The 26148-nt window shown below is 67.5% G+C and carries 27 protein-coding genes; 13 read left to right on the forward strand and 14 right to left on the reverse strand.

Annotated features, from left to right (window positions below; translation table 11 throughout):
- Positions 1-30 precede the first annotated feature (30 nt).
- The 4 genes from galK to MLP_RS14880 all read left to right on the forward strand — a co-directional run bounded on the left by galK (position 31) and on the right by MLP_RS14880 (position 4116).
- Positions 31-1194 carry a galactokinase gene (gene galK, locus MLP_RS14865; protein WP_041790099.1) on the forward strand — a complete coding sequence of 388 codons (1164 nt, stop codon included), beginning with the start codon at positions 31-33 and terminating at the stop codon, positions 1192-1194.
- Between the two features lie 203 nt (positions 1195-1397).
- Entirely contained in the window at positions 1398-2276 is an 879-nt protein-coding gene (locus MLP_RS14870; protein ID WP_013863963.1) for an ABC transporter substrate-binding protein, read from the forward strand.
- Positions 2273-3250, forward strand: coding sequence for an amino acid ABC transporter permease (locus MLP_RS14875; RefSeq protein WP_013863964.1), 978 nt, complete (start codon positions 2273-2275; stop codon positions 3248-3250). Before MLP_RS14870 ends, MLP_RS14875 begins: the two co-directional genes overlap by 4 nt.
- 44 nt (positions 3251-3294) lie before the next feature.
- The gene (locus tag MLP_RS14880; RefSeq protein WP_156821427.1) at positions 3295-4116 is read left to right on the forward strand and encodes an amino acid ABC transporter ATP-binding protein; all 822 of its coding nucleotides are present in this window, start codon (positions 3295-3297) and stop codon (positions 4114-4116) included.
- Positions 4117-4150: 34 nt separating this feature from the next.
- On the opposite strand, the gene MLP_RS14885 is transcribed toward MLP_RS14880, so the two are convergent.
- Positions 4151-4483 carry a hypothetical protein gene (locus MLP_RS14885; RefSeq protein ID WP_156821167.1) on the reverse strand — a complete coding sequence of 111 codons (333 nt, stop codon included), beginning with the start codon at positions 4481-4483 and terminating at the stop codon, positions 4151-4153.
- Positions 4484-4752: 269 nt separating this feature from the next.
- On the opposite strand from MLP_RS14885, the gene MLP_RS14890 reads away from it, so the two are divergent.
- Positions 4753-5004 carry a WhiB family transcriptional regulator gene (locus tag MLP_RS14890; protein WP_013863967.1) on the forward strand — a complete coding sequence of 84 codons (252 nt, stop codon included), beginning with the start codon at positions 4753-4755 and terminating at the stop codon, positions 5002-5004.
- Positions 5005-5050: 46 nt separating this feature from the next.
- Here MLP_RS14890 and MLP_RS14895 read toward each other — a convergent pair whose 3' ends face one another.
- A complete protein-coding gene (locus MLP_RS14895) occupies positions 5051-6538 on the reverse strand; it encodes a sensor histidine kinase (RefSeq protein WP_013863968.1) in 1488 nt (495 codons plus the stop codon).
- 211 nt (positions 6539-6749) lie between these two features.
- On the opposite strand from MLP_RS14895, the gene MLP_RS29530 reads away from it, so the two are divergent.
- Entirely contained in the window at positions 6750-6824 is a 75-nt protein-coding gene (locus tag MLP_RS29530) for a 50S ribosomal protein bL37 (RefSeq protein WP_369797015.1), read from the forward strand.
- A 182-nt stretch (positions 6825-7006) separates the two neighbouring features.
- On the opposite strand, the gene rsrA is transcribed toward MLP_RS29530, so the two are convergent.
- The 6 genes from rsrA to MLP_RS14925 form a co-directional block, all read right to left on the reverse strand.
- Entirely contained in the window at positions 7007-7270 is a 264-nt protein-coding gene (gene rsrA / locus MLP_RS14900) for a mycothiol system anti-sigma-R factor (protein ID WP_013863969.1), read from the reverse strand.
- Positions 7267-8025 (reverse strand): sigma-70 family RNA polymerase sigma factor, encoded by a 759-nt coding sequence (locus MLP_RS14905; protein ID WP_013863970.1) that lies wholly within the window; start codon positions 8023-8025, stop codon positions 7267-7269. The genes rsrA and MLP_RS14905 overlap by 4 nt, the downstream gene beginning before the upstream one ends.
- A 162-nt stretch (positions 8026-8187) precedes the next feature.
- Positions 8188-8907, reverse strand: a complete 720-nt coding sequence (locus tag MLP_RS14910) for an alpha/beta hydrolase family protein (RefSeq protein WP_013863971.1) — start codon at positions 8905-8907, stop codon at positions 8188-8190.
- Entirely contained in the window at positions 8904-9725 is an 822-nt protein-coding gene (locus tag MLP_RS14915) for an SOS response-associated peptidase (RefSeq protein WP_013863972.1), read from the reverse strand. Before MLP_RS14915 ends, MLP_RS14910 begins: the two co-directional genes overlap by 4 nt.
- Positions 9726-9735: 10 nt before the next feature.
- A complete protein-coding gene (locus MLP_RS14920) occupies positions 9736-10401 on the reverse strand; it encodes a LamG domain-containing protein (RefSeq protein ID WP_013863973.1) in 666 nt (221 codons plus the stop codon).
- On the reverse strand, positions 10398-10820 hold the full coding sequence (locus MLP_RS14925; protein ID WP_013863974.1) for a MarR family winged helix-turn-helix transcriptional regulator: 423 nt from the start codon (positions 10818-10820) through the stop codon (positions 10398-10400). Before MLP_RS14925 ends, MLP_RS14920 begins: the two co-directional genes overlap by 4 nt.
- Positions 10821-10937: 117 nt before the next feature.
- Here MLP_RS14925 and MLP_RS26500 point away from each other — a divergent pair, with 117 nt between their 5' ends.
- The 6 genes from MLP_RS26500 to MLP_RS14955 all read left to right on the forward strand — a co-directional run bounded on the left by MLP_RS26500 (position 10938) and on the right by MLP_RS14955 (position 16324).
- Positions 10938-11762, forward strand: coding sequence for a DoxX family membrane protein (locus MLP_RS26500; protein ID WP_013863975.1), 825 nt, complete (start codon positions 10938-10940; stop codon positions 11760-11762).
- 71 nt (positions 11763-11833) lie between these two features.
- On the forward strand, positions 11834-13180 hold the full coding sequence (gene aroA / locus MLP_RS14935; protein ID WP_013863976.1) for a 3-phosphoshikimate 1-carboxyvinyltransferase: 1347 nt from the start codon (positions 11834-11836) through the stop codon (positions 13178-13180).
- Between the two features lie 24 nt (positions 13181-13204).
- A complete protein-coding gene (rsgA, locus tag MLP_RS14940; protein ID WP_013863977.1) occupies positions 13205-14203 on the forward strand; it encodes a ribosome small subunit-dependent GTPase A in 999 nt (332 codons plus the stop codon).
- 10 nt (positions 14204-14213) lie between these two features.
- Positions 14214-15098 (forward strand): inositol monophosphatase family protein, encoded by an 885-nt coding sequence (locus MLP_RS14945; protein ID WP_013863978.1) that lies wholly within the window; start codon positions 14214-14216, stop codon positions 15096-15098.
- A 60-nt stretch (positions 15099-15158) separates the two neighbouring features.
- Entirely contained in the window at positions 15159-15875 is a 717-nt protein-coding gene (locus MLP_RS14950; RefSeq protein ID WP_013863979.1) for an SRPBCC family protein, read from the forward strand.
- A 2-nt stretch (positions 15876-15877) separates the two neighbouring features.
- Positions 15878-16324 carry an NUDIX domain-containing protein gene (locus MLP_RS14955; protein WP_013863980.1) on the forward strand — a complete coding sequence of 149 codons (447 nt, stop codon included), beginning with the start codon at positions 15878-15880 and terminating at the stop codon, positions 16322-16324.
- On the opposite strand, the gene serA is transcribed toward MLP_RS14955, so the two are convergent.
- The 5 genes from serA to MLP_RS14980 all read right to left on the reverse strand — a co-directional run bounded on the left by serA (position 16311) and on the right by MLP_RS14980 (position 22918).
- Positions 16311-17507: a phosphoglycerate dehydrogenase gene (gene serA / locus MLP_RS14960; RefSeq protein ID WP_013863981.1), complete on the reverse strand. Its 1197-nt coding sequence runs from the start codon at positions 17505-17507 to the stop codon at positions 16311-16313. The genes MLP_RS14955 and serA overlap by 14 nt on opposite strands.
- A gap of 124 nt (positions 17508-17631) precedes the next feature.
- Complete coding sequence (locus MLP_RS14965; protein ID WP_013863982.1) at positions 17632-18651, reverse strand: P1 family peptidase; 1020 nt, start codon at positions 18649-18651, stop codon at positions 17632-17634.
- A 151-nt stretch (positions 18652-18802) separates the two neighbouring features.
- Entirely contained in the window at positions 18803-20779 is a 1977-nt protein-coding gene (locus MLP_RS26505) for a SpoIID/LytB domain-containing protein (protein WP_049804558.1), read from the reverse strand.
- 223 nt (positions 20780-21002) lie between these two features.
- On the reverse strand, positions 21003-22103 hold the full coding sequence (locus MLP_RS14975) for a Gfo/Idh/MocA family protein (protein WP_013863984.1): 1101 nt from the start codon (positions 22101-22103) through the stop codon (positions 21003-21005).
- Positions 22100-22918, reverse strand: coding sequence for a ThuA domain-containing protein (locus MLP_RS14980; RefSeq protein WP_041792521.1), 819 nt, complete (start codon positions 22916-22918; stop codon positions 22100-22102). The genes MLP_RS14975 and MLP_RS14980 overlap by 4 nt, the downstream gene beginning before the upstream one ends.
- Positions 22919-23123: 205 nt before the next feature.
- Between MLP_RS14980 and MLP_RS14985 the strand changes: the two genes are divergently transcribed.
- Positions 23124-24116 carry an FUSC family protein gene (locus MLP_RS14985; RefSeq protein WP_013863986.1) on the forward strand — a complete coding sequence of 331 codons (993 nt, stop codon included), beginning with the start codon at positions 23124-23126 and terminating at the stop codon, positions 24114-24116.
- A 25-nt stretch (positions 24117-24141) separates the two neighbouring features.
- On the opposite strand, the gene MLP_RS29250 is transcribed toward MLP_RS14985, so the two are convergent.
- On the reverse strand, positions 24142-26145 hold the full coding sequence (locus MLP_RS29250; RefSeq protein ID WP_013863987.1) for an ABC transporter ATP-binding protein: 2004 nt from the start codon (positions 26143-26145) through the stop codon (positions 24142-24144).
- Positions 26146-26148: the final 3 nt, after the last annotated feature.

A 26148-nucleotide genomic window follows, 5' to 3' on the forward strand; every position in this document is an offset into this window, starting at 1 on the left:
AGGGTAGTGACAGTCGCTACGCTGCCCCTCATGACCGCTGAGCAGTCCTCTCAACCCGACGTCGAAGCCGTTGCCACGGCGTACGCCGATCTCACCGGCCAGCCCGCCACAGGCATCTGGGCGGCCCCCGGACGGGTGAACCTGATCGGTGAGCACACGGACTACAACGACGGGTACGTGATGCCGTTCGCGCTGCCCCACCGGGTCACCATCGCGGCCGGGCCGCGTACGGATGGCACCTGGCGGGTCCGCACTCTCAACGGCGATCTGACCGAGACGTTCAGCCGCGCCGAGCTAGTTCCCGGCATGACCGGTTGGCAGGCATACCTTGCCGGAGTTGTGTGGGCTTTGGAAGAGGCCGGCCATTCGATCGGCGGTGCCGATCTGGTGTTGACCTCGAACGTGCCGATGGGTGCCGGGCTGTCTTCCTCCGCCGCGCTGGAGTGCGCGACCCTGGCCGCTCTCGCCGGCCTCGACGATCTAGCCATCGAGCCGATGGAGCGGGCCAAGCTCGCCCGCCGTGCCGAGAACGCCTTCGTCGGCGCCCCGACCGGCCAGATGGACCAGGCCGCCTCCACCTTGTGCGAGGCCGGTCATGCGCTCTTCTTCGACTGCCGCACCTTCGACGTCGACCAGGTACCACTTGATCTCGCCGCAGCTGGCCTCGAGCTGCTCGTGCTGGACACCCGCACGCCGCACGCCCTGGTCGACAGCGAGTACGCCGCCCGCCGCGCCAGCTGCGAGGAGGCGGCAAAGCTCCTCGGGGTGACCGCGCTGCGGGACGTCACCGACCTCGATGCCGCTCTAGCCAGGCTGGAGGATCCGGTGATGCGCAGCCGGGTTCGCCACGTCGTCACCGAGAACCAGCGTGTGCTGACCGCTGCCGAACGACTGAAAGCGCGGGACTATCTCGGACTGGCGCCGTTGCTGGACGCCTCCCACGCCTCGATGCGCGACGACTTCGAGATCACCGTGCCGACGGTGGATCTTGCCGTCGAGACGGCGAAGCAGGCCGGCGCCTACGGGGCCCGGATGACCGGCGGCGGCTTCGGCGGCTGCATCATCGCACTGCTCGACATCGGTCGCGCCGATGACGTTGCCCGAGCGATCGGCGCCGCCTTCGCGGCCGCCGGCTATCGCACACCGGCCCACTTCGTCGGCATCCCCTCCGCAGGAGCGCGCCAACTGTCCTGACCCCGCCGAGGGAGCGCTCGCACCCCGGCAGGCACCTCACGAGGCGATCAATTTGCTTCGCCGATCGATATTTCGATCCGGTTCCAGTCATCCCCGTTTCGACAGTTTCATGCGCATTTCGTGGCAGGATGCATAAGAATCCGGTGAACATCTGCATACACCGAAGTTTCTTCGTGCCACCAACTTCTGGAGGACATCTCGTCATGCGCACCATCACCAAGTTGGCACTCGTCTCGGCGAGCATCGCGGCCACGCTGTTGTCGGCCTGCGGCTCGGACTCGTTGAGCGGCGGCGGCACCCCGGGATCGCCCACCGCCGAAGTCAGCGCCAACACAGATCTGAACGCCAAGCTGCCGGAGAACATCCGCAGTTCCGGGAAGCTCAACATCGGCACCGATGCCAGCTATGCCCCCAACCAGTTCACCGAGGGCAAGAAGATCGTGGGCAGTGAAGTCGACCTGTTCAACGCCGTGGCGAAGAAGCTGGGCGTCACCGCCGAATGGGAGAACGCCAAATTCGGCACCATCATCCCCGGTATCACCAGCGGCAAGTACGACCTCGGAGTGTCCTCGTTCACCATCAACGACGAGCGCCGCAAACAGGTCTTGATGGTCAGCTACTTCAACGCCGGGACCCAGTGGGCCACCCAGGCGGGCAATCCGAAGGGCATCGATCCGAACAACCCGTGTGGGAAGAACATCGCCGTCCAGGCCGACACCGTGCAGGACCAGAACGACCTGCCGGCGCGGCAGAAGAAGTGCGGCAGTAACCCGATGAAGATCCAGAAGTACGCCGGCCAGGACACCGTCACCGCTGCCGTGGTGACCGGCAAAGCCGACGCCATGCTGGCCGACTCGCCCGTGACGGCGTACGCGGTGTCGCAGTCCGGCGGCAAGCTGGAGCTGCTCGGCGAGGTCTACGACGCCGCCCCGTACGGAGTGGTCGTGGCCAAGGACAACAAGCAGCTGGCCGACGTCGTCGCCGAGGCGCTGACCGAGATGAAGAGCGACGGCAGCTACCTGGAGATCCTCAAGGCCTGGGGCACCGAGGGCGGCGCGATCGACACCTTCGAAGTCAAATGAGCGAGTCGCCGGTCGAGTCGACAGACTCAGCCGACCAGGAGCGGCCGGGCATCATCCACGCGGTGCCCGTCCGCCACCCCGGGCGGTATGTGGCGATCGCGGTCATCGCCGTGCTGGCGCTGATGTTCCTGCACATGGTCTTGACCAATCCGGCGTTCAACTGGCCGTTCGTCTTCGAGGCGATGAACCAGTCCGTGGTGATCGAGGGCTTCATCAAGGGCACCTTGATGTGCACCGTGCTGGCCATGTTGTTCGGGGTGATCGGCGGCGTGATCCTGGCCGTGATGCGGCTGTCGACCAACCCGGTGCTGCGTGCGGTCTCGTGGGCGTACACCTGGTTCTTCCGAGCCATTCCCCGGCTCGTGCTGCTGACCATCATGGGGGTGCTCGGGATCTTGTTTCCGCTCGCCAGCGGCGGTCTGTCCTTCGGTGTGCCCTTCGACTGGGTGATCATCGACTGGCTCGGGTTGTCGGGTGACTGGCGGTTCTACAGCGTGGACGCGAACACGCTGTTCTCCGGCTTCATCGGGGCGATCGTCGGTCTGGCTGCCTCGGAGGCGGCGTACATGGCCGAGATCGCCCGAGCCGGGATCAACAGCGTCGACAAGGGGCAGATGGAGGCCGCGCAGGCGGTCGGCATGAGCCGCAGCCTGGCCATGCGCCGGATCGTCCTGCCCCAGGCGATGCGGGTGATCGTGCCGCCGACGGGCAACGAGACCATCGCCATGTTGAAGGACACCTCGCTGCTGATCGCTCTTCCGCTGTCGACTGAGATGTTCTTCCAGCTCTCCCAGATCGGCGCCCGGACCTTCCAGCTCTTCCCGGTGTTCGTGGCCGCGACCCTCTACTACCTGATCGCGACGAGCATCTTGATGATCGGTCAGACCTATCTGGAACGGCACTTCGGGCGTGGGTTCGGCACCACGGTGCAGCCCAAGGCGGCGGCCGGATTGCAGATCGGAGCGGCGAAGTGAGCGCGGCGCAGGAGCACGGCGAACAGCGGCACCAGGACCGGCATCTGGTCAAAGCCGTCAACGTGATCAAGCACTTCGGGCACAACGAGGTCTTGAAGGGGGTCGACCTCACCGTCGACCGCGGCGAGGTGGTCTGCCTGCTGGGGCCGAGTGGTTCTGGGAAGACCACGTTCCTGCGACTGATCAACCAGATGGAGACCCTGACCGGGGGCCGGATCTGGGTCGATGGTGAGCTGATCGGCATCGAGGAGCGCAAGGGCAAGCTGCACGTCCGCAAGGACTCCGACATCGCCCGGCAGCGGTCCCGGATCGGGATGGTCTTCCAGCGGTTCAACCTGTTCCCGCACATGACCGCACTGGGAAATGTGGTCGAGGCCCCGACCAAGGTCAAGAAGATCAGCAAAGCGGCGGCAACCGCCGAGGCCATGGCTCTACTGGAGATGGTCGGACTGGCCGACCGAGCACGGTACTACCCGAGTCAGCTGTCCGGCGGCCAGCAACAGCGGGTGGCGATCGCCCGGGCGCTGGCCATGAAACCGGATCTGATGCTGTTCGACGAGCCGACCTCCGCGCTCGATCCCGAACTGGTCGGCGAGGTGTTGACCGTGATGCGGGAACTCGCCGCCGGCGGTACGACGATGATCGTGGTGACCCACGAGATGGGCTTCGCCCGGGAGGCGGCCGACCGAGTGGTGTTCATGGACGCCGGCGTCGTGGTGGAAGAGGGCAACCCGAACGAAGTGCTCCTCAATCCACGGCACGAGCGCACCAAGACGTTCCTGAGGCGGGTCAAGGACGAGCACCAGGCCGAGGTCGCCCACGAGGTGGAGACCGTACGCGCGCTTCAGGAGGGGGAGCTCCAGTAGGCGGGCGGCTTTTGAGCGGTGCAAAACGCGGGGACTACTGCTCCTGGCCCACGAACGCCCGGGTCGAGGTGGGAAGCAGCAGGCAGACGATGACGGTCAGCGACACCGCACCGAGCAAGAGGGCGAACCAGGTCGTCTGCCCACCGCGGAAGCTCCAAGCGATCGGCAGCTGGATCAGTTGGGTGGCGATCGCGGGTGCCCGGCTCCAGCGGCGGCCCCGCCACACCCCCCTGGCAACCATCACCAGCAGCCCTGCATAGGCCAGCAATATGATCGCGGCACCACTGCCGACCACTGCTCGGGAGGCCCGGGTGGCAACGAGTTCCATTACGCCGTAGACCGCAGACGCCGCCCCTATCACAACCAACAGGGCTGCGGCTAGGGTTAACGCCGGGAGATAAGACGATTTCATGGCCGGAGACACGAGGTCAGCGTACGACCAGTCGGCTCACAGCCTGCAGCACCTGAGAGCAGACGAAATGTGAGCCAACCAACGCCGAAGACACCTTGTGCCGACGCCGATTGCCTGAAAGTCTGGTCTCCGTTACCGAGGCGGCCAGTGTAGACGACTCGAGATTGCTGTTGTAACGCGGGTCCTCCCCCCAGGACCTCGCAAAAGAAGGAGTGAGTGGGAACATGGATTGGCGCCACCACGCGGCCTGCCTGGACGAGGATCCGGAGCTGTTCTTCCCGATCGGGAACACCGGACCTGCTCTGCTCCAGATCGAGGAGGCCAAGCAGGTCTGTCGTCGCTGCGACGTCAAGGATGCCTGCTTGCAGTGGGCCATCGAGGCCGGCCAGGACCATGGGGTCTGGGGCGGCATGAGCGAGGATGAGCGTCGCGCTCTCAAGCGTCGCGCCGCCCGCGCCCGCATCCGTACGGCCTGACGGACCTCACGGACACGGCTGGACACCTCGACGTCCGGTCGCAGCTCTACCGCTTCTTCGTTCGCAACGGCACCTCGACTACGGCCCGAGTCCCCGCACCATGGGGATTGGGTCCCAGACGGAACTCCCCGTCCATGTCTTTGACCAGCGTGTTCACAATCGACAGTCCGAGGCTCGGTGACAGCCGCCAGTTGAAGTTCTCGGGCAGTCCGACCCCGTCGTCGGCGATCTCCACCCGGAGTCGGCCATCGCGGACACCCGGCGTCATCCGTACCTCGCCCTTGCTGGTGGTCCCGTCGGCGGCGACCAGACCGTGCTCGACGGCGTTTTGGCACAGCTCGGTGATCACCATCGACAGGTTGGTCGCGAGGTCGGCCGACACCTCCCCGAAGCTGCCCACCCGCACCGCGCGTACGCCTTCCCGGGTCGCAGCCACATCGACCGCCATCCGGAGCAACCGGTCGGCCACCTTGTCGAAGTCGACGACCTCATCGAAGGCCTGAGAGAGAGTCTCGTGCACGATGGCGATCGCGGCGACCCGAGACATCGCGTCGTTGAGCGCAAGCTTGGCCTCGGGCGCTGACATCCGGCGCGCCTGCATCCGGAGCAGGGCCGCCACGGTCTGCAGGTTGTTCTTCACGCGGTGATGGATCTCGCGGATGGTCGCGTCCTTGGTGATGAGCTCGCGCTCCTTGCTGCGCAGGTCGGAGACGTCCCGGCAAAGCACGATCGCCCCATGCCGCGCGCCGTCGCGGGTCAACGGGACCGACCGCAGCAGCAGGTGCGCGTCACCGGCGACCGCCTCAGCGCGCCGCGCCACCCGACCCGCCAGCAACGACTCCAGCGAATGGTCGATCGGCCGATCAGGGTCCGGCATCAGCGCGGCCGTCAGCTCGGCGAGATTCTCGTCGATCAGGTCACCGATCAGTCCGAGCCGACGATAGGCGCTGAGCCCGTTGGGACTGGCGTACTCCACGTTTCCGCTGAGGTCGAGGCGGATGAACCCGTCTCCGACCCGCGGGTTGATGGTCTGGTCGGACAGATCCGTCGCGATCGGAAAGTCGCCGATCGCGACCATCTGGGCCAGATCGAACGCGCTGTCGAGGTAGGAGTTCTCGAGCATGCTCGGGCTGCGGACGCCGAGCTGGTTGGTGTGCTGCTCGACGACCCCGATCACCCGGTCCTCGAATCGAACTGGGATCGCGTGCACGTCGACCGGGATGCCCGCGCTCAGCTTGTTAGCGCTGGTCTGGGTGATCTCACCGCTCAGGAATGCCTCGGAGACCAGGTGCTCCGGGGAGTACGCGATCAGGTCCCCGACCACGTCCTCCAGCAACGCGGTCGGTCCGGTCGTCGGCCTGATCTGCGCGACGGCCCAGAAGACGTTCTCGTCGTGGTCGGGCACCCACAGCACCAGATCGGAGAAGGCAAGGTCAGCCAGCAGCTGCCACTCCGACAGCACCTGCTTCAAGCGACGGTGGTCGTGCTCGGAGAGCGCCGTGTGCTCGGCGATGATCTCCGACATCGAAGGCATGGGTATGGGAGCCTCTCGCAAAGGTAGACGGCGGTGAGCGCCTGGCAACGATCCGAATGTGAAGAATCAGGCTACGTGCCAGATCGGGCCAATCGTCCATGAGCAGAGTTACCGGCACGTTTCAGCCGGCGCTGGTGAGCCGTGGCAAGATGGACGGCTGTGTGCCTCTGCCGAGGCAAACCTGATCCATCATCATCGACAGGAGTGAACCATGGGAAAGACCGGTCGGAAGCGTCGTGCACGCCGCAAGAAGGGCGCCAACCACGGCAAGCGCCCCAACGCGTAATAGCTAGCGCAGCGCAGCCGGCGCGGCCGGGAGTGCAGGAGTGATCTGGGGCGACACGCTTCTCCGTCGGTCCAGATCGCGACGAACGAGCGGCCTAAAGCGCCGGCGAGCAGCGCAATTGATACAGCGCCGGCGAGCAGCGCAATTGATACAGCGCCGGCGAGCAGCGCAATTGATACAGTTCAGCCCAGTTCGTGTCTCGCGACGCTGATCTGCATCATCACTTTGGCTTTGAGATGCGCGGGGGCCTGGTCACCGCCGCAGCAGCGGGATACCAGGGTCTTCACGGCCAATTCGACGTCGAACTTCTCCAGGCACGGTTCGCAGGCCGCGAGGTGCTCGCGGATCTCATCGCCGCTGGCGTCGTCCAACTCGTGATCCAAGAACTCGTAGACCCGTTGCAGCGTCTGCCAGCACTCGTCGTTGCTCAGCTCTCGCTCGCTCACCGTCGGCTCCCCTCGTGCACTGTCAGGCCGCGGTCTCGCGCGTACTCAGCCAGCAGGTTCCGCAGCTGGTTGCGGCCGCGGTTGAGCCGAGACATCACGGTCCCGATCGGGGTGCCCATGATCTCGGCGATCTCCTTGTAGGAGAAGCCTTCGACGTCGGCCAGGAACACGGCCAGCCGGAAGTCCGGCGCCAGCTGCTGCAGTGCCTCTTTCACATCGGAGTCGGGCAGGTGCTCCAGGGCGACCGTCTCGGCCGACTTCAGGCCCGACGAGGTGTGCGACTCGGCTCGCGCCAGCTGCCAGTCGTCGACGTTCTCGCCGTCGGCGATCTGCGGCTGCCGCTGCTTCTTGCGATACGAGTTGATGTAGGTGTTGGTCAGGATCCGGTAGAGCCACGCCTTGAGGTTGGTGCCCGGCGTGAACTGGTGGAAGGACGCGTACGCCTTCGCGAACGTCTCCTGCACCACATCCTCGGCGTCCGAGGGGTTTCGGGTCATCCGCAGTGCGGCGGCATAGAGCTGATCGATGAACGGCAGCGCCTCGGCCTCGAACCGAGCGTGCCGTTCCTCAGCTGTCTCGGTGGCCAGATCGACGGGTTGGTCGTGCGGCTCGCTGGCGCTCGTAGTGCTCTCTGGGTGCTCGCCGGCGCTCGTGGGGCTCGAACTAGTCGGAAGGATCATCACGTACGAGCGTACCGGCGCGTCGCTCATGGCGAGCGTCGGCGTCTCCGGACGCTCACAGGTGACTGCGTTCACACCGAATCCAACGCGATAGGAACGCACTTATTCCCGCCTGTGCGTTCCTCAGCCACACCGGGTGCTGTGAGCACGATTTCTGTCGAGCTAACCGTGAGCTAACCGGAACTCGTGAGGCTTGCTCGACAGAAGTTTGGGTTCCCAGCTTGAGCGCGGGCTGGCTCAGCCGGAGCGGGCCGAACTCACCGTCTCGACCAGTCGGAGGGCGCTCGCCACGACCAGCGAGCGTACGTCGGCGGGTCGGAACTCCGCTCGGGCGAGCGTCTTGAACGAGTGATCCGCGCCCGGCACCGGCACCACCTCAATTCCCGATCCGCTGGCCGCACCCGCCGTTGCCAGGACCGACGTCAGCTCCTCGGCGCTGCCGAAGGTGTCGCGAGTGCCCTGCAGCACCAGGCGGGGCACGGTCGGGGCCAGCAGTTCGGCCAGCCTGGACTTCTCCGGGCGGCCGGGCAGGTGCAGCGGGAACGCCAGACAGAGCACGCCGACAGCACCCAACGCCTCCGCCGTGCGGCAAGCAACCCGTGCCCCGGCGCTACGACCCCCGACTATCAGAGCCAGGCCGGCCAGCCCGGGCCGCTGCACCAGCTCTTCGACAGCGGCCAACCATGCGATGTCGAGACGCTGCGGCGGAGTCGCCACCTTCCGCCCGGCCAGGCGCCACGGTTGCTCGAACCGGGCCACACTGATCCCGTGGGCAGGCAGCGCCCCCGCCAGCAGGGCGAGATCCATCGCCGTGACCCCACCGCCGGCACCGTGCCCAAGCGCCACCGCCGCCCGCGGGCTCGCGGCGAGATCAAGGTGCCAGCGCCCGGGCCCCTCGGGCGTCTCGACCTCGTACGCGGTCGTTCCGGCCGCCGGGCTCACAGCGGCCGGGCTCACAGCAGAGTTCCCTGGATCGGGTCCGCAGCCGAGGAGTCGTCGCCTGCTGCGTCCTCGGCTGCCAGCGGCAGGAGCAGGCTCGGGTCGTTGTTGCTCACCGAGTTGACCGAGGTCGACACCGCGTACGCCTCCAGTGCCGCAGGTTCGGTCACCTGCAACAGTTCCAGCGCGGCCTCCGGCGCGGTCAGTCTCGGATCGAGCCAGGCGTCCCAGGAGGCGCGCGGCACCACCATCGGCATTCGATCGTGAATGTGGCCGACGGCGTCGGTGGCTACGGTCGTGATCACCGAGCAGGTCCGCAGCCAGGCCGAATCGTCGGCGCGGTCCTTGCTCGGGTCTCGCCAGATCTCGTAGATGCCGGCCATCACCAGCAGGCTGCCGTCGGCGCGATGGATGAAGAACGGCTGCTTCTTGCCCCGGCCTGCCCTACCGGTGCGCCCGGCTGGACTCCCGAGGAGCTGATCGGTCGCTTCCGGGCTGTACCACTCATAGAAGCCGTCCGCCGGAAGCAGGCACCGGCGACTCGCGAAGGCTCGCCTGAACGAGGGCTTCTCGGCCACCGTCTCGACCCGAGCATTGATCAGCCGTGCGCCACCCTTGGCGTCCTTCGCCCACGACGGCACCAGTCCCCACACCAACGGGCTCAACCGACGTGTGATGTGGTCATCGACCTTCGATCGCCGCTCCAGCACCGCCGGCACCGCCACGGTCGGCGCGACGTTGTAGTCCGGCCCAGGCAGATCGCCGAGGATCTCTTCGATGTCGAACTCGTCGACCAGCGTCTCCGGCCGACTGGTCGAGGCATAGCGACCGCACATGCTTTAGAACCTACCGGCGCGGGTTGGGGCAGATCACGAGGTTGGAGAAGAAGGCTTCGGTGCCGATGTCGACGAACAGACCGATGTCGCCGGTGCGCACCGCAGCCTTCGGTTCGCTGACGGTGAGTGCGGTCACGCCGTTGACGGTGGCGATCACGGCGTCCGTCGTGACCGAGAGACGGAGCGTGATCCATTCTCCGGGGCCGATGTCGAGCCCGGTCTCGTAGCGACCGTCGGGATAGACCTCGCGCAGCCGGTCGAACGGCCACTCGGGGTAGGCGAAATACTGGACGGCGCGCTGATCGCGGGGTGCCGGCGGACTGACCTTGGCGCCGTTGAGCGGGCGCAGGTAGACGCTCTCGAAGCTGTCGCGCCCAGGACTGACCCGGTACGCGAGACCGGCGAACGCGCGGGCATCGGACATCCAGATGCCGTTGAGCCGGCTCCAGATCTCGACCTGGATGGTGCCAGTGGTGAAGTCGGCGGGAATGATCAGGAAGGTCGGCTGGTCGATGTAGTCGACACCGGGCCGGCCGTGCAGGCTGATCTCATCCAGCAGTTCGACCCGGACCGCAGCACGGCCGTCGATCTCGGCGGGCCGGGCGGTGACACCGTGGGGTATGGCCCCGGCGGGCACCTCGGTGAGGTGGTAGCTGATCGTGGGCTCGCGAGTCATGTACGCGTCCTTTCCGGTTCCAGCCGCGTCTGGAGTCTTCGCAGCGCGGCAGTCATCGTGTGGATGTCTTCCCCGCCGACCGCCCGAGCCACAGCCTCATCGCACACCGCGGACGCCGAAGCCAGCGCCTGCTGACCGGACTCGGTCAAGGCGATCAGCGACGAGCGACGATTGGCGGGGTTCGATCGCCTGGCGGCCAATCCGTCTCGTTCGAGTCGGTCGACCAGCTTGCTCGCCGCCCCGACGGTGATGCCGATGTCGTCACTGAGGTCCTGCACGCGGGCCTGGCCGTCGTGACGGCCCAGCACCCGGAGCGCGAACAGCTGACCGAGCTGGATCTGACCCTGCCGAGCCAGCTCCTGGTCCACCGCATTCCACAGGCTCACCTCGTAGCGCACCAAGGCGTCGAAGAAGTCCATTCCCAGCTCCCTAACCCACCACCGACATCATCACGAGGAACTATATTCCTAAGAATATACAGCGATTTGACGAAGGTCGATGTTGGCCTGCCACCCTGGGCACGGTAGGAATGGGTCATGACGTTGCTTCGTTCCGCTGCTCGCACGATGCTGGCCTCCTACTTCATCGTCAGCGGGGTGAAGGCTGTCCGCAATCCAGAGGCGCTGGTCCCGGCGGCCGAGCCGTTGGTCGACACGGTCGTCCCCCAGGTGCAGCGGTTCGCGCCGGAACAGGTCGGCGAGCTGGTGCCGACGGACGCCAAGACCTGGATCCGCATCAATGGAGTCCTCGAGCTCGCCGGCGGCCTCGCTCTCGCCACCGGCAAGGGCCGTCGCCTGGGTGCCAGCCTGCTGGCGCTCTCTCTGGTGCCCACGACGATCGGCAAGTACCCGTTCTGGCGACACAGCGACCCCGCCGAGCGAGCCGCCGCCAAGGAGCATTTCCTGAAGAACGTCAGCCTGCTGGGTGGTGTGCTGATCGCCTCCCGCGACACCGAGGGCAAACCGAGCCTCGGCTGGCGCGCCAACCAGACCAGACAACAGTTGACAGCCGATACCAAGAAGGCGCAGCGGAAGGTGGGCAAGGAGACCAAGCAGCTCACTGACGCAGCGCTGGCTGAGGGCGCGCTGCTGGTGGGCGCGGTCGTCGGCGGTTCCCAGAAGGCTCGCAAACAGCTCACCGCCACCGGCAAGAGCGCGACCAAGCAGGCCGTCGTGGCCAAGGACGCGGCTGCCAAGGCGGCGCGACAGGCGCAGCAGGATGCCGCCAAGCGGGCCCGGCAGGCTCAGCACGAGGCGAGCCGGCTCGCCAAGGCGGCCGGGAAAGAGGTCAGCAAGCAGTCGGCAGCAGCCAAGAAGGCCGCGGCCGAGTTCGCCGAGAACATCCAGCTGGGCGAGAACTGAGCCCGGTGTCGGCGATTCACTCGGCGAATTCACTCCGGTGACCAGCCAGTCCCCGCGTAGACTCCCCGGCTGTGTCGACCACCGCTGAGACCGTGACCGTCGCCCCTCCCGGCCCGTGGCCCGCCCCGATGGCGCCGGTGCCCATCCGCGCCACCGTACGGGTGCCGGGATCGAAGTCGCAGACCAACCGAGCCCTGGTGCTGGCGGCGCTGTCCGACGGCCCGTCCACCATCGTCAACGGCCTGGACGCCCGCGACACCCGGCTGATGCGCGACGGCCTTCGCGCGCTGGGAGTCCAGATCGAGGAGTCCGGCGACAGCTGGCGAATCACCCCGCCGGGGGCCTTCACCGGCGGCACGGTCGACTGCGGCCTGGCCGGCACCGTGATGCGATTCCTGCCCCCGCTGGCTGCCCTGGCCGACTCCCCTGTCGCCTTCGACGGCGACGAGCAGGCGTACGCGCGACCGATGGGGCCGCTGCTCGACGGTCTGGCCGCGCTCGGGGTGACCGTGTCCGGCGAGTCGCTCCCCTTCACGGTGACCGGGACCAGTGCGCTGGCGGGCGGTGTGGTGACCATCGACGCCTCGACCTCCAGCCAGTACGTCTCCGGGCTGCTGCTGATCGGCGCCCGGCTCGCCGACGGGCTCGACCTGCGGCATGCCGGCGAGTCGTTGCCATCGCGGCCGCACATCGCCATGACCGTGGAGATGCTGCGTGCCCGCGGCGTGCAGATCGACGACAGCGAGACCGATCGCTGGGTGGTGAGCCCGGGACCGATCGCGGCCGCGGATGTCATCATCGAGCCGGATCTGTCGAATGCGGCCCCGTTCCTCGCGGCCGCCGCCATCACCGGTGGTGCGGTGACGGTGCCGCACTGGCCCTCGGAGAGCAATCAGCCGGGCATGCGGCTGCCGCACATCCTGCAGCAGTTCGGCGCCGATGTGACCTACGACGAAGACGGGTCGATCATCGTCGAGGGCACCGACGAGATCGACAACATCGAGATCGATCTGCGCGACGTGAGCGAGCTGACCCCGGTAGTGGCCGCGCTTGCGGCGCTGGCCGCTGACACCAGCCATCTCAACGGGGTCGGGCACATCCGTGGGCACGAGACCGATCGGCTCACGGCGATCGCCACCGAGCTGGAGTCGCTGGGTGCCCGAGTGCGGGTGCATCACGACGGGCTGGTGATCCATCCCCGGCTGTTGGGTGGCGGCACCTGGCACACCTACGCGGATCATCGAATGGCGCACGCCGGGGCCTTGCTCGGGCTGGTGGTCGCCGACATCGTGCTCGATGACGTCGCCTGCACCGACAAGACGATGCCCGAGTTCGTCGCCCTGTGGGAGCAGATGCTGGCCGACTCGGTCGCCGCATCCACCGCGGAGATCTCCGCTGAGTCTGCCGAGTTGGCCTGATGGCCCGGATTCGCTGACCGCCACGTGACGCAGCCCGGCCTTTACACAGACGAGCACGCCGCCTTCGAGCGGCCTCAGCGGCGGACCAGGCCGCGGACCAAGGACCGACCCGACTACTCCGATGCCGAGATCGGGCTGGTGATCACTGTCGACCGGGGCCGCTATCGACTGCTGGTCAACGGGCGCGAGGTGGTGGCCACCAAGGCCCGTCAACTGGGCCGCAAGGGCGTCATCGTCGGCGACGAGGTGCGGGTGGTCGGCGACACCAGCGGTGCCGAGGGCACCCTGGCCCGGATCGTCGAGGTCGAGCCGCGGCGTACCGTGCTGCGCCGCACTGCGGATGACGACGATCCCTACGAGCGGCCGATCGTGGCCAATGCCGATCAGCTGGTGATCGTGACGGCGCTGGCCGACCCGCCGCCGCGGACCGGCATGATCGACCGGATCCTGGTGGCCGGCTTCGACGCCGGGCTGAAACCGCTGCTGTGCCTGACCAAGGCCGACCTGGCGCCGCCCGACGAGCTGCTGGCGCAGTACGGCCCGCTGGATGTCGCCATTCAGGTGACCCGACCCGGCGCAGACCTCAGCAGTCTGCGCGTGGCGTTGGCCGGGCATCGCAGCGTCTTCGTCGGCCACTCGGGGGTCGGCAAATCCACCCTGGTCAATGCCTTGATTCCTGGCGCGCTGCGGGCCATCGGCTCGGTCAACGAGGTCACCGGACGTGGTCGACACACCTCCACCTCCGCCATTGCGCTCCGGCTGCCGCCCGATCCAGCGATCAGCGGGGACCCGGGCTGGGTGATCGACACTCCGGGCGTACGGTCCTTCGGGCTGAGTCACGTGACCCCGCAGCGGATCGTGGCCGCCTTCGACGACCTCGCCGCCTTGGTCGCCGACTGCCCTCGTGGCTGCACCCACACCGGCAGCGAGCCGGAATGCGCCCTCGACGAAGCCGTCGGCCGAGGAGAGCTGTCTGAGGTGCGGCTGGAGTCGTTCCGCCGAATGATCGAGTCGGACCAGTAGCGTACGACCCATGTCCGGCCCCACTTCCCCTTCGACCTCCTCAGCTTCGACCGCGAGCGCGCCGACCGACCCTGCATTCCGCAATCTCACCGACGATCTGCGGCTGGCCCACCTGCTCGCCGACGATGCCGACTCGATCACCACCAACCGGTTCAAAGCCCTCGACCTGCACGTGGTGTCGAAGCCGGATCTGACCCCGGTGACCGACGCCGACACCGCGGTGGAGGAGGCGCTGCGGCGTACGTTGTCCCGTGCGCGGCCCCGCGACGCGGTGCACGGGGAGGAATTGCCGGACACCGGATGGGGTCCGCGGCGCTGGGTGATCGACCCGATCGACGGCACCAAGAACTTCGTGCGGGGCGTGCCGGTGTGGGCCACGCTGATCGCGCTGATGATCAACGACGAGGTGGCGGTGGGCGTGGTCTCCGCGCCGGCCCTGGGCCGGCGCTGGTGGGCCAGCCTGGGCGGCGGCGCGTACGCCGGCAAATCGCTGATGTCGGCGACACCTTGCCGGGTCTCGGACGTGGCGACGATCGAGGACTCCTCGCTCAGCTACTCGTCGGTCTCCGGCTGGGTGGAGTCCGGGCGGGGGCAGCCGTTCGTCGACCTGATGCGGCGCTGCTGGCGGACCCGTGCGTTCGGCGACTTCTGGTCCTACATGCTGCTGGCCGAGGGAGCGGTCGACATCGCGTGCGAACCCGAACTGGCGCTGCATGACATGGCGGCCTGCTCGATCGTGGTCACCGAGGCCGGCGGTCAGTTCACCGACCTGACGGGGGTGCCCGGTCCTCGTGGCGGGAATGCGGTGGCGACCAACGGCCGACTGCATCAGGCGGTGCTGGAGCAACTCGCGTCGCCGGTCGAGGATCACGACGCACCGGATGCCGACGACTGAGATGTGACGGCTGCGACTGGGCGCCGCAGACGCGGGGACCGGCCAGTGCAGAATGACGCCATGCAGCTCACCCACACCTTTGATCTGCCGGCGCCGATAGATCAGGTCTTCGACGTCTTCGGCCAGCTGGACTTGCTGGCTCCGTGCTTCCCAGGAGCCACGGTGTGGGGGCGCGACATCGAGGTCTACCACGGTGCCGTCAAGATCAAGTTCGGTCCGTTCCCGCTGGTCTTCGAGGGCACGGCGCGGGTGGTCCGGATCGATGTCGCGGATCGTCGGATGGTGGTCAAGGCCAATGCCCGCGATCGGCGTGGCGTCGCCGCCGGCGCGGCGCGGGTCACGGCCACCTTCCGGCCCGTGGGAACAGACGCGACCGCCGTGCAGGTGCTCACCGAGCTCGACCTGACCGGCCGACCGGCGCAGCTCGGCAGCGGGGTCATCACCTCGGTCAGCGACCGGCTGAAGGACCAGTTCGTCAGCTGTATCGGCGCCAAACTGGCCGCCGGACTGACCAATGAGCAGTCTGGGGCGGCAGCTGACGCGGTGACAGCGGACGGGAGCGAGATCGTGGGATCCACGGCGGACGTGGATCCTGCTGTGTCCTCGACGCGGGCCGGTTCGGAGCGGCCGACGTACGCATATTCACCGCCACCGGAGTCTGCCCCACACCTGCAGGTGCTGCCCGACGTGGTCCGCACCTGGCTGCCCTGGCTGGCCGGCGCGGTCGGTGGAGTGGCGCTGCTGGTGTTCGTGGTGCGCCGGCTCCGGCATCGCTGAGCATGTCGGAGCGAACGCGGTACGAGGCGAACGTATGCGTGTTGCTGCACCGCGCGGGGCGCTGGCTGCTGGCGGTTCGCTCACCGGGCGTCGCGTACGCGCCGGGTCAGGTCGGGCTGATCGGTGGCCACGTCGAGCCGGTGGTCGGCCCGGATGTGTTCGAAACCACCGCTCGCCGGGAGGTCGCCGAGGAGACCGGACTGGACCTGGCCGGAGTCGACCTGCACTACCTGTCCAGCGAGCTCTATCTCGGTGACGCCGGGCAGCCAGTGCTCACCGTGACGTACATGGGTGAGCTCGCCGACGGCATCGAGCCTCGGGTCGCCGCGCCGGACGAATTGAGCGCAGTCGGCTGGTGGTCACTGGCCGAGCTCAGCACGGTGGAGAACTGCGCGCCATGGGTGCCCCCGCTGATCGCCGACGCCGAGCGTCTGCTCAGGCGGCGATGACGCGCAGCCGTACGGTCTCGGGCAGGTCGCGCAGCTTCGCCTCGGTCTCCTCGGGCAACGCGCCCCCGACCTCGGTGATCACATAACCGAGCAGTCCCTTGGTGGACAAGGTCTGGCCCTCGATGTTGACATTGCTGTCGGCCAGCACCCCGTTGACCGTGGCCAGCACCCCCGGCACATTGTGGTGTACGTGCAAGATGCGGGTCCGATCGCCCACCTCGGTGGCCACCGGCGGCAGGTTGACCGACATCGTCGTGTTGCCGGCGCCGACATACTCCCGGAGCTTGCCGGCCACGAACCGGCCGATGTCCTCCTGCGCCTCCTGGGTGGAGCCACCGATGTGCGGGGTGAGGATCACGTTCGGGATGTTCTGCAGGCAGGACTCGAACGGGTCGCCGACGACCTTCGGCTCCTCCGGGAACACATCCACCGCGGCACCGGCGATGTGCCCGCTGAGCAGGTGGTCCCGCAGCGCCTCGTGGTCGACGATCATGCCGCGGCACAGGTTGAGGAACAGACTGCGCGGTCGCATCATGGCAAACTGCGCTCGGCCGAACATGCCGGCGTTGCCCGGCCGCCCGTCGACGTGCAGCGAGACGGTCTCTGCCTCGGCCAACAGCTCCTCCAAGCTGTGGCAGCGACGGGCGTTGCCGAGCGCCAGCTTGTCGGCGATGTCGTAGAACAGCACCCGCATGCCGAGGGCCTCGGCCACCACCGACAGCTGACTGCCGATGTTGCCGTAGCCGACGATGCCGAGTGTCCGGCCACGGACCTCATGGGCGCCCTTGGCGGACTTGTCCCACACCCCGTCGTGCATCATCGCGTTCTTGTCGGTCAGGTGCCGAGCCATGGAGATGATCTCGGCGACGGCCAGCTCGACGACGCTGCGGGTATTGGAGAAGGGCGCGTTGAAGACCGCGATCCCCCGCTCCGAGGCGGCGCCGAGGTCGATCTGGTTGGTGCCGATGCAGAAGGCACCCACGGCAAGCAGATCCGGTGCGGCGGCGAGAATCTCGTCCGTGACCGTGGTCTTGGAGCGGATGCCGAGCAGCTGGACCCCATCCAAGGCGGAGATCAGCTCGTCGGAATCGAGCGCGCCCTTGGTGGTACGCACCTCGATCCCACGCTCGCCGAGCAGCCGTACGGCCTCGGGGTGGATGTTCTCCAGCAGCAGCGCTCTCATGGTCCCTCGTTCGGGTAGGTCATCGTCCGCGGGCGTCGTTGTCGCGCAGTCTCCAGCGGTCCAGTGTAGGAACACCGATCCGAGCCGCCACAGCCTGTCTCAACCGATCAGGCGGGTGAAGCCGTCACTCCAGCCCGGCGAGCTCGCGGTAGCAGTGCAGCCCGCCACGGGTCTGCGCGGCGGTGAGCGCGGCGAAGCAGGCGTCCACCACCAGATCGGCGGTGATCTCGAGCAGTCGGTTGAGCAGTCCCACAGCGGCCGGCGGGTCGCTCGGCTGCGGACGGCGGCCAGAGGACAAGGCGAAGAAGGTGTCACCGTCCGTCATGCCGTGCGCCGGGCGTACCGCTCGTGCCAGGCCGTCGTGGGCGATCGCGGCGAGCTTGCCGGCTTGTGCCTTGGTCAGACTCAGATCGGTGAGCACCGTTCCGATGGTGGTGTTGAACGGTCGTCCGGCTCGGCCCCTGGCGGCTGACAGCGCCACCCGACCCACGGTGTCCGGGCTGTCCAGCGCCCCCGCCCGATCCGACCACAGCCGACCGGAGGCCGGGTCCACCCCGGAGCCAGCGGCGTTCAGCACGAGCGCGACGCCGACCCGAGCGACCGGCGTGTCATCGCCAAGCGTCACGGCCGCCTCGGCGTAGCCAAAGCCACCTTTGAGGCCTCCGGCCAGTGCGCCCGTGCCCGCACCGACACAGCCGATCGCGGGATCGGAGACTCGGCGGTTCCGTCCGGTGCCGGCCAGTGCCTTCTTCGCCGACTCGTACGCGCGCGCACCGAACTCCGCGGTCGGACGATGGGCGAAGACCCCACCACGACCCAGGTCGAAGATCACGGCCGCAGGCACGATCGGCACGACCTCGCCGGCGTTCGGCCCGACCGGAAAGCCACGCCCGTCAGCGGCCAGGGCGGCCATCACTCCGTCGGCAGCGGCCAGCCCGTACGCGCTGCCGCCACAGAGCACCACCGCATCGACCTGCTCGACCAGCGCCCGCGGATCCAGCAGATCGGTCTCCCTAGTGCCCGGCGCGCCGCCGCGGACGTCGACTCCACCGGTGGCTCCGTCAGCACTGAGGACGACCGTGGTGCCGGTCAGCCAGCCCTCTCCGTCAGCCGTGTGATGCCCGACCGCGAGTCCATCGATCATGGCTCGATCATGGCACCGGCTAGGACACGAGCGGGAAGACGATGCGCCCGGCGTGCGAAGGAGCGATGAGTGAAGGCGCGTCTTTTTGCCTTCGCGAAGAGTGACGACGTAGCCGGTGAACGCGCGTCGTCGTCGCGAGTGGACTCATGAACTAGGTCGCGAACCGGGTGCCGCTGTACGACCCGGCGTACGTCGTGGAGCCGACCAGCTTGGTGCCGTTGCTGCGATAGAGCCGCAATTTCCCGTTCGACAGCCGGACGACCAGATCGCTGTGCTTGTCGCCGTTGACGTCCCCGACCGCGGTGATCGACGACACCTTGTCGAAGCCGGTGCCGATCACCTTCGAGGCCGCGAAGCCGCCGCTCTTGGTCCCCAGATGCACGCTGAGCTTGCTGCCGGACCGGGTGATCACGTCCATCCGCCCGTCGCCGTTGAAGTCCCCGGCCCCACGCAGCCAGTCTCGGCCCGCCCACGACCCGGCGACCGACGAGGTGGACCTGATGCCTGTCTTGCCGTTGCCATGGAGCAGCGTGGCCTTGCCTTTGCTGTCGATCCCCATCAGGTCGGGGAACCGGTCGCCGTTCACATCCCCCACACCAGTGAGACTGACGTGACTGGAGGCAACACCAAGATCCGTGCCGGTGTCGAAGCTGCCGTACGTGGTGCCGCGGTAGAGCAGCAGCCGACCGCGCGAGTTCCGGGCGACCACGTCGGCGTACCCGTCGCCGTTCCAGTCGCCGGCGTTGACGACGTGACTGAATGTCCCGTACCCGGAGTCGATGACCTCCCCGGCACCGAGCGAGCCGGCGCTGATCGGGTGGCGGCGCAGGCTGCTGCCGACGATCAGCAGCAGGTCCGCCTTGCTGGTCGACCGGTAGCTGTGCGGGAACACCGCGTACTTGGCGCCCGGCTTGATGGTCACGGGCGTCGGCGTCGGCGTCGTGGGCTGCGGCTTCGCGGTCGAGGAAGTGCCGTTCACGGTGAAGTAGTTCGACCGCATCCCGAACTTGCCCTTGAATGTGGTGCCGCCGACGGTCACCGACCGCTTGCTGCCGGTGATCTTGATCGTGGTGACCCGGCCACCCCACTTCCCATAGCCGTCGCGCTTGGTGATCTGCACCTTCTTCGCCGTGCCGACTCCGAATGCCTGGCCGAGCTTGGCGGCGGAGATCGTCTTGCTCCAGGTCTGGTTCTTGATCACGCCGTCGTACGGGTCCTTCTGGGCGATCTGGTAGCTGTAGTCACCCGTGGTGATCTGGCCCCCGTTGGAGGAGGTGAACTGGGTGTACGCAGGCTTGCCGGCGAAGCTCATGATCACGTGCGCGGTGGCCGTGACCGCCGCATCTCCGTTGCCGGTCTCGTTGTCCATGCCGCGATAGACCTGGCAGCTGGTCGTGTCGCAGATGTCATAGCCGGAGGCCGAGGAGCGTTCCCGCAGGAACGCGCCGTAGGTCCGAGCCGCCACCGCCTGTGCCCGCACCGCGTCGCGATGCCACGAGGTGGGCATCTCCGAGGGCACCACGGCGCGTACGTAGTTCTCCATCGCCACGGTGTTCACGGTCCGGCCGCTGCTGCCGCGCTTGATCAGCGACAGGCTGCCGCGGTAGCCGCGAGTCGACCCGTTGGGCATGATCAGTCGCAGGCTGCCGCTGCTGCTGGTCACCTTCCAGGTGCCCGTGCCCAGGCCGGTGCTCTTGGTCTTCCAGCTGCCGCCGGACGACTTGTGCTGCAGCTTGTAGCCCGAGCCGGACCGGCTGATCCGCCAGTCGTGGTACGCCGACCCGGTCGGCAGGGTGTAGCTCTTCGAACCGTCGCTGACCTTGGCCCCGGCGGCCGGCTTGAAGCCCAGGCGGCCGTCGTTGTCGCCGGTGACCCAGACCCGGATGGTGCCGTCACTGGGCAGCTTTGTCCGTTTGGTCTTCGGGTAGTAGAACGCCAGGATCTGCTGCCAGCTCAGCCCCTTGCTGGCGGCACCGTAGGCGCCGTACTGGCTCATCCCCCAGCCATGACCGAATCCGGCGCCGTCGATCCGGAAGCTGCCGGACCGAGGCCCGGTCGCCGGATCGGCGGCGGCTGTGGTCGGCGCGGCCAGAAACGCGGTCGCCGCCACGGCGAGGGCCAGGCCCATCACAACCAGGTGACGGGCCCTGCCCCGGAGACCAGTGAGCGTGTGCGTGCGGTCGTCGGATCTCCCAGCAGGCATGGCCATCCACTTCGTCGGAAACAAGTGGCCCACAGCCTGCGATAGGTCAAGGACAACACGCCAGTGTTACCAAAGAAAAAGCTGTGACTCATGTGAAAATTGGGGTGAAGTCTCACGCACTCCTTCACCCCAATTGCTTCCCCGCCGGTCAGCCGCCGAGACTGACCTCCGCGTGCTTGGCCGCCGAGGCGTAGCAGGCGTCGACGACCTTGGCCCGGACCAGGGCCTCGGCGCCGTCGTGCTCGGTGGGAGCGTCCCCGCGGACAATCGCCAGGAACTGCAGCACCGTCTCGAGGTGACCGCCGTCCGGCGGAACGACCGGGGTCAGCACGGCCGGCACGCCGTCCTTCTCGGTCCAGATGCCGAGCTTGCGGTACGGATCACCGGGCTCGCCGCCCCACTCGATGGCCGCGCCGCCCTCGGACCCGTACAGCGTGACGTAGCACTGGTCGTAGGGGATCCACTGCGCCCAGCTGGACTCCAGCAGCAGCGTGCCGCCACCGTCCAGCCGCAGGAAGGCCGTGGCCAGATCCTCGACGTCGAAGTCGTCGGCGGTCACCTCGGTCTTGCGACCCAGCCCGTACGCCGACGCACCCTTGCCACGCGGACCGAACTCTGCGTACGTCGCCGCCGTCGCGGTGGTGACGTCCGGCTCGCCGAGGAGGTGCAGCGCCATGTCCAGCATGTGCACACCGATGTCCATCATCGGGCCACCGCCGGACTTGGCCTGCCGGGTGAACCAGCTGCCCATGCCCGGGATGCCCTCACGCCGCAACCAGCCCGCCTTGGCGTAGTAGATGTCGCCGAGCAGACCCGCGTCCACGATCTGCTTGAGCACCTGTACGTCACCCCGGCGGCGGTGGTTGAACGACACCTCCAACACCCGGGAGTTCCGTCGTGCCGCATCCACCATGGTCTGCGCCTTGTCGGCGTTCTCGGCCATCGGCTTCTCGCTGAGCACATGGATGCCGGCATCAAGAGCGGCCACCGCGATCGGTGCATGCAACGCGGTCGGCGTGGCGATGCTCAGCACGTCGACGCAGTTGGCAGCGACCAGGTCCGCCCAGTCGGCAAACCGATATTCGGGCGCGATGCCGTATTTGTCACCGAGCAGCGCCAGCTGGTCCGCCTCCATGCCGGCCAGGGCGACCAGCTCCACATCGGCCTGGGAGGAGTAGGCATCCATGTGCTGGCGGCCGGCCCAGCCGAGACCGACGACACCGGCCCGCAATGAGGTCTCGCTTCTCATGCCGACACCTCCGCAGCCAGCTGTGCGCCCTGATTGGCCAGCTGCGCACCCTGGAAGAAGGGCGGCCGCATGTCCGCAGGAGCCGGGGCGACGAAGTCGGCGGTCCGCGCCGGAGCTGCCCAGAGAACTCCGTTGGCGAGCACCCGCTTGATATCGGGATGGTGGTAGACCGGATAGTCCTGGTCACCGGGCGAGAAGTAGAAGACCCGACCCTTGCCGCGCCGCCAGGTACAGCCGGAGCGGAACACCTCGCCGCCGGTGAAGGTGGAGAGGAAGATCTGCTCGTCCGGCTGCGGGATGTCGAAGTACTCCCCGTACATCTCCTGCCCGTCGATCACGATCGGCTGCGGCACACCCTCGGTGATCGGGTGCCCAGGGGCTACGGTCCAGACCAGTTCGGTGTCGCCCGAGTCGCGCCAGGCCAGCGAGCACGAGGTGCCCATCAGCTTGATGAAGATCTTGGAGAAGTGCGCCGAGTGCAGCGGCAGCAGACCCATGCCGCCGAGCACCCGCTGATAGACCCGCTCGACCACTGCATCGTCGACACCACCGTGGGTGGCATGACCCCACCAGGTCAGCACGTCGGTGTTGTTCAACACCTCCTCCGTGAGCCCGTGCTCGGGCTGGTCCTGGGTGGCGGTCCGCACCTGGACCCGATCGCCCAGCAATTCGGTCAGGCCGGCGGCGATGGCCCCGTGCATCCCGTCGGGATACAGCCGCGCCATAGCGTCGCGGTCTCGCTCGCTGTTCTCGTGGTAGTTCTCGCCCCAGACGGTGACGCGGATCGGTGCCGCGTGAGAGTTAGAAGATGTCACGATCGGACATTCTGCCAAGTTCACCGGCGGCTCCGCGAGTCTTAGCTGAGATCACGGATGAGTGGATTTGCACCGCTCAACGCTCGATAGGGTACGGCTCCGCGCCTTCGACCTCACCGAGCGCACCACCAGGAGGAGTTATCGCTCCGCAAGACGTCGGCTGTTGCGTTGGCGTGGACGGAGCTTTCTGATCGGTCAGTGCGCCGTGACCGCCGGGTTGGCCTGGTGGATGGCGGAGCTGATCCTCGGCCATCCCACACCGTTCTTCGCACCGGTTGCGGCGATCATCGTCTTGAACGTCACCTACGGGAACCGCATGCGCCGGGGCGTCGAGGTCGCCATCGGCGTCGCCGTGGGTGTGCTGGTCGGCGACATCTTCGTGACAGCCTTCGGAGCCGGCGTCTGGCAGATCGTGGTGGTGTCGGCGGTGGCGATGTCGTTGGCGACATTGGTCGGCGCGGGTCCGCTGATGATGATCCAGGCAGCAGTCCAGTCGATCATCGTGACCACCCTGATGCCCGAGCCCGGCCAGGCACTCGGTCGGTGGCTGGACGCTGTCGTGGGCTGTGCGCTGGCACTGGCGGTCGCGACCGTGGCACCAAGCGCCCCGGTGCGACGACCAGGCCTGCTGGCCGCCGTACTGTTGCAGGAGATGGCGGCCACCCTGCGTGCGGCCGCCACCGCGTTGCGGGAGTCCGATTCAAAGGCCGCCGACGAGGTGCTGGAACGGGCACGGGCGGAGGCCGACCAGCTCGATCTGATCCAAGAGGCGGCCTCGGAGGGCCTCGCGGTGGTCCGGCACAGCCCGTTCCGGCGTAGCCAGCTCGGCGCGGCCCTGGCGTACGCCGAACTGACCGAGCCGTTGGATCGCGCCAGCCGCAATCTGCGGGTGCTCGCCCGGCGCAGTCTCGTTGCCGTCTGGCATGGAGATCAGGTGCCCACCGCCTATCTGGATCTCCTCGAGACGACCGCGAGCCAGGCGGAGCGGGTGGCACTCGATCTGCATGAGGGCAAGCTGCCGGTCGCCGCGCGCAAGGGCCTGATCGCCGCGGCGCAGGAGTCGGCGCAACTCGAGGTAACCGGTGGCATCAATGCCATTGTGATCTTGGCACAGGCACGCTCGATGCTGGTCGATCTGCTCGAGCTGACCGGTTTGGAGTACGCCGACGCGCGTGAACTGGCGCGTGACATCCGCTGAGAGCGATACCGATCTCAGTGGAGAGCTAGACGCCGATATCGGCCCTTCGGCCCGCCCGTTTGTCGCACCAGACCTCACCGTCGGCATAGACCACACCGTCGGCGAACCGGCCCTCGACTCGACCTCCGTCGAACTGCTCGTGATAGAGCCGCGCATACAGGCCGCCGCGTGCCAGCAACTCGTCATGGGTGCCCTCCTCGACCAGCACTCCGTCCTCCAGTCCGAAGATCACGTCGGCGTTGCGGATGGTCGACAGGCGGTGCGCGATGGCGATGGTGGTGCGGCCCTGGGTGGCCCGCTCCAACGCCTGCTGAACGAGCCGCTCGGTCTCGGTGTCCAGCGCCGAGGTCGCCTCGTCGAGGATCAGCACCCGCGGGTTCATCAGCAGCACCCGGGCGATGGCTAGCCGCTGCTTCTCACCACCCGAGAGCCGATAGCCGCGCTCGCCGGCCACCGTGTCGTAGCCGGCATCGAAGCTCATGATCCGGTCGTGGATGTTGGCGTCCCGAGCGGCCTGCTCGACCTCGGCCCGCGTTGCGCCCTCCTTCGCGTACGCGATGTTGTCGTACAACGTGCCGTGGAACAGGTAGGGCTCCTGGGTGACCATGCCCACCGACTGGGCGAGCGACTCGAAGGTCGCGTCGCGTACGTCGAGACCGTCGATGCGGATCGCGCCGAGATCGACGTCGTAGAACCGCGGCACCAGATAGGTCGTGGTGGTCTTGCCCGAGCCGGACGGGCCGACGATCGCCGCCAGCTGACCGGGCTCGATCTGCAGCGAGATGCCGGCCAGAGTCCAGGTGCGCGCCGGGGCTTCTTCCGCCCCCGGCTCCCCTGGCTCATCGATCTCGTCCAACGCCGCTATTCCGAACCGCGGGCCGACCCGATCACCGCTCAGGCTCCGCGGCTCCGGATAGCGGAACCAGACATCGTCGAACTCCACCCGTCCCCCGTGCCGGGTGCGCGCCAGCGGGCGGGCATCCGGGCGCTCGGTGATGGCGGGCTCCAAGTCGAAGTACTCGAAGATGCGGCGGAACAACGCCAGTGAGGTCTGGACATCAAGGGTGACCCGCATCAACTGGATCAACGGCATCTGCAGTCGGGCCTGCAGCGTGGTGAAGGCGACCAGGGTGCCGGCGGTGAGCACCTCTCCCCCAGCGATCCGGCCGGTCATCAGATAGGCAGCAACCAGATAGATCAGTGCCGGAGTGACGGCAAAAAAGGTCTGCACCAAAGCGAAGAAGGTCCGCCCGGTCATCGCCGCTTCGATCTGCAGCCGGGTCTGGTTGTGGTTCTCCCGACGATAGCGCTCGGTCTCCGCCTGTCCTCGACCGAACACCTTGGCCAGCAGAATCCCGGACACCGAGAGCGACTCCTCGGTGATCGCAGTCATCTCCGACAGCGATTCCTGGGTACGCCGGGCGATCCGTTGTCGTCGGCGACCGACCCGGACTTGCACGATCAGGAACAGCGGCATCACGATCAAGGTCAGCAGCGTCAGCTGCCAGGACAGCAACACCATCGCCACGAACGCGGCGATCACCGTCACCGAGTTCTGCAGGATCGTGGTGGCGGTGTCGGTCAGCACGGTTCGTACGCCGCTGACGTCGTTGGCCAGCCGCGACTGGATCGCCCCGGTCTTGGTGCCGGTGAAGAAGGCGAGCTCCATCTTCTGCAGATGCTCGAACAGGTCGCTGCGCAGATCCGCCATGGCGGAGTTGCCGATCTTGCTGGTCAGGTAGTTCTGGCCGATGCCGAGCAGCGCGGTGACAACGGGGATGGCGACCAAGCCGGCGAACAGCCACCACATCAGGCCGAGGTTCACCGGACCACCATCGACCGGGAACAGGGCATCGTCGAAGACTGCCCGGGTCAGGAACGGGGCCAGTGAGGTCAGTCCGGCCGAGACCAGCACGACCACTGCAACCAAGGCCATCGACCGCTTGTACGGCGCCAACTGCCGCGCGATGCGGCGAAGCACGTCATCGGCTCCCGTTTGGGGTGGGGCCGTAGCTGTCGTGACGGTCATGAG

The organism is Microlunatus phosphovorus NM-1 (assembly GCF_000270245.1).
GTDB classification, from domain to species: domain Bacteria; phylum Actinomycetota; class Actinomycetes; order Propionibacteriales; family Propionibacteriaceae; genus Microlunatus; species Microlunatus phosphovorus.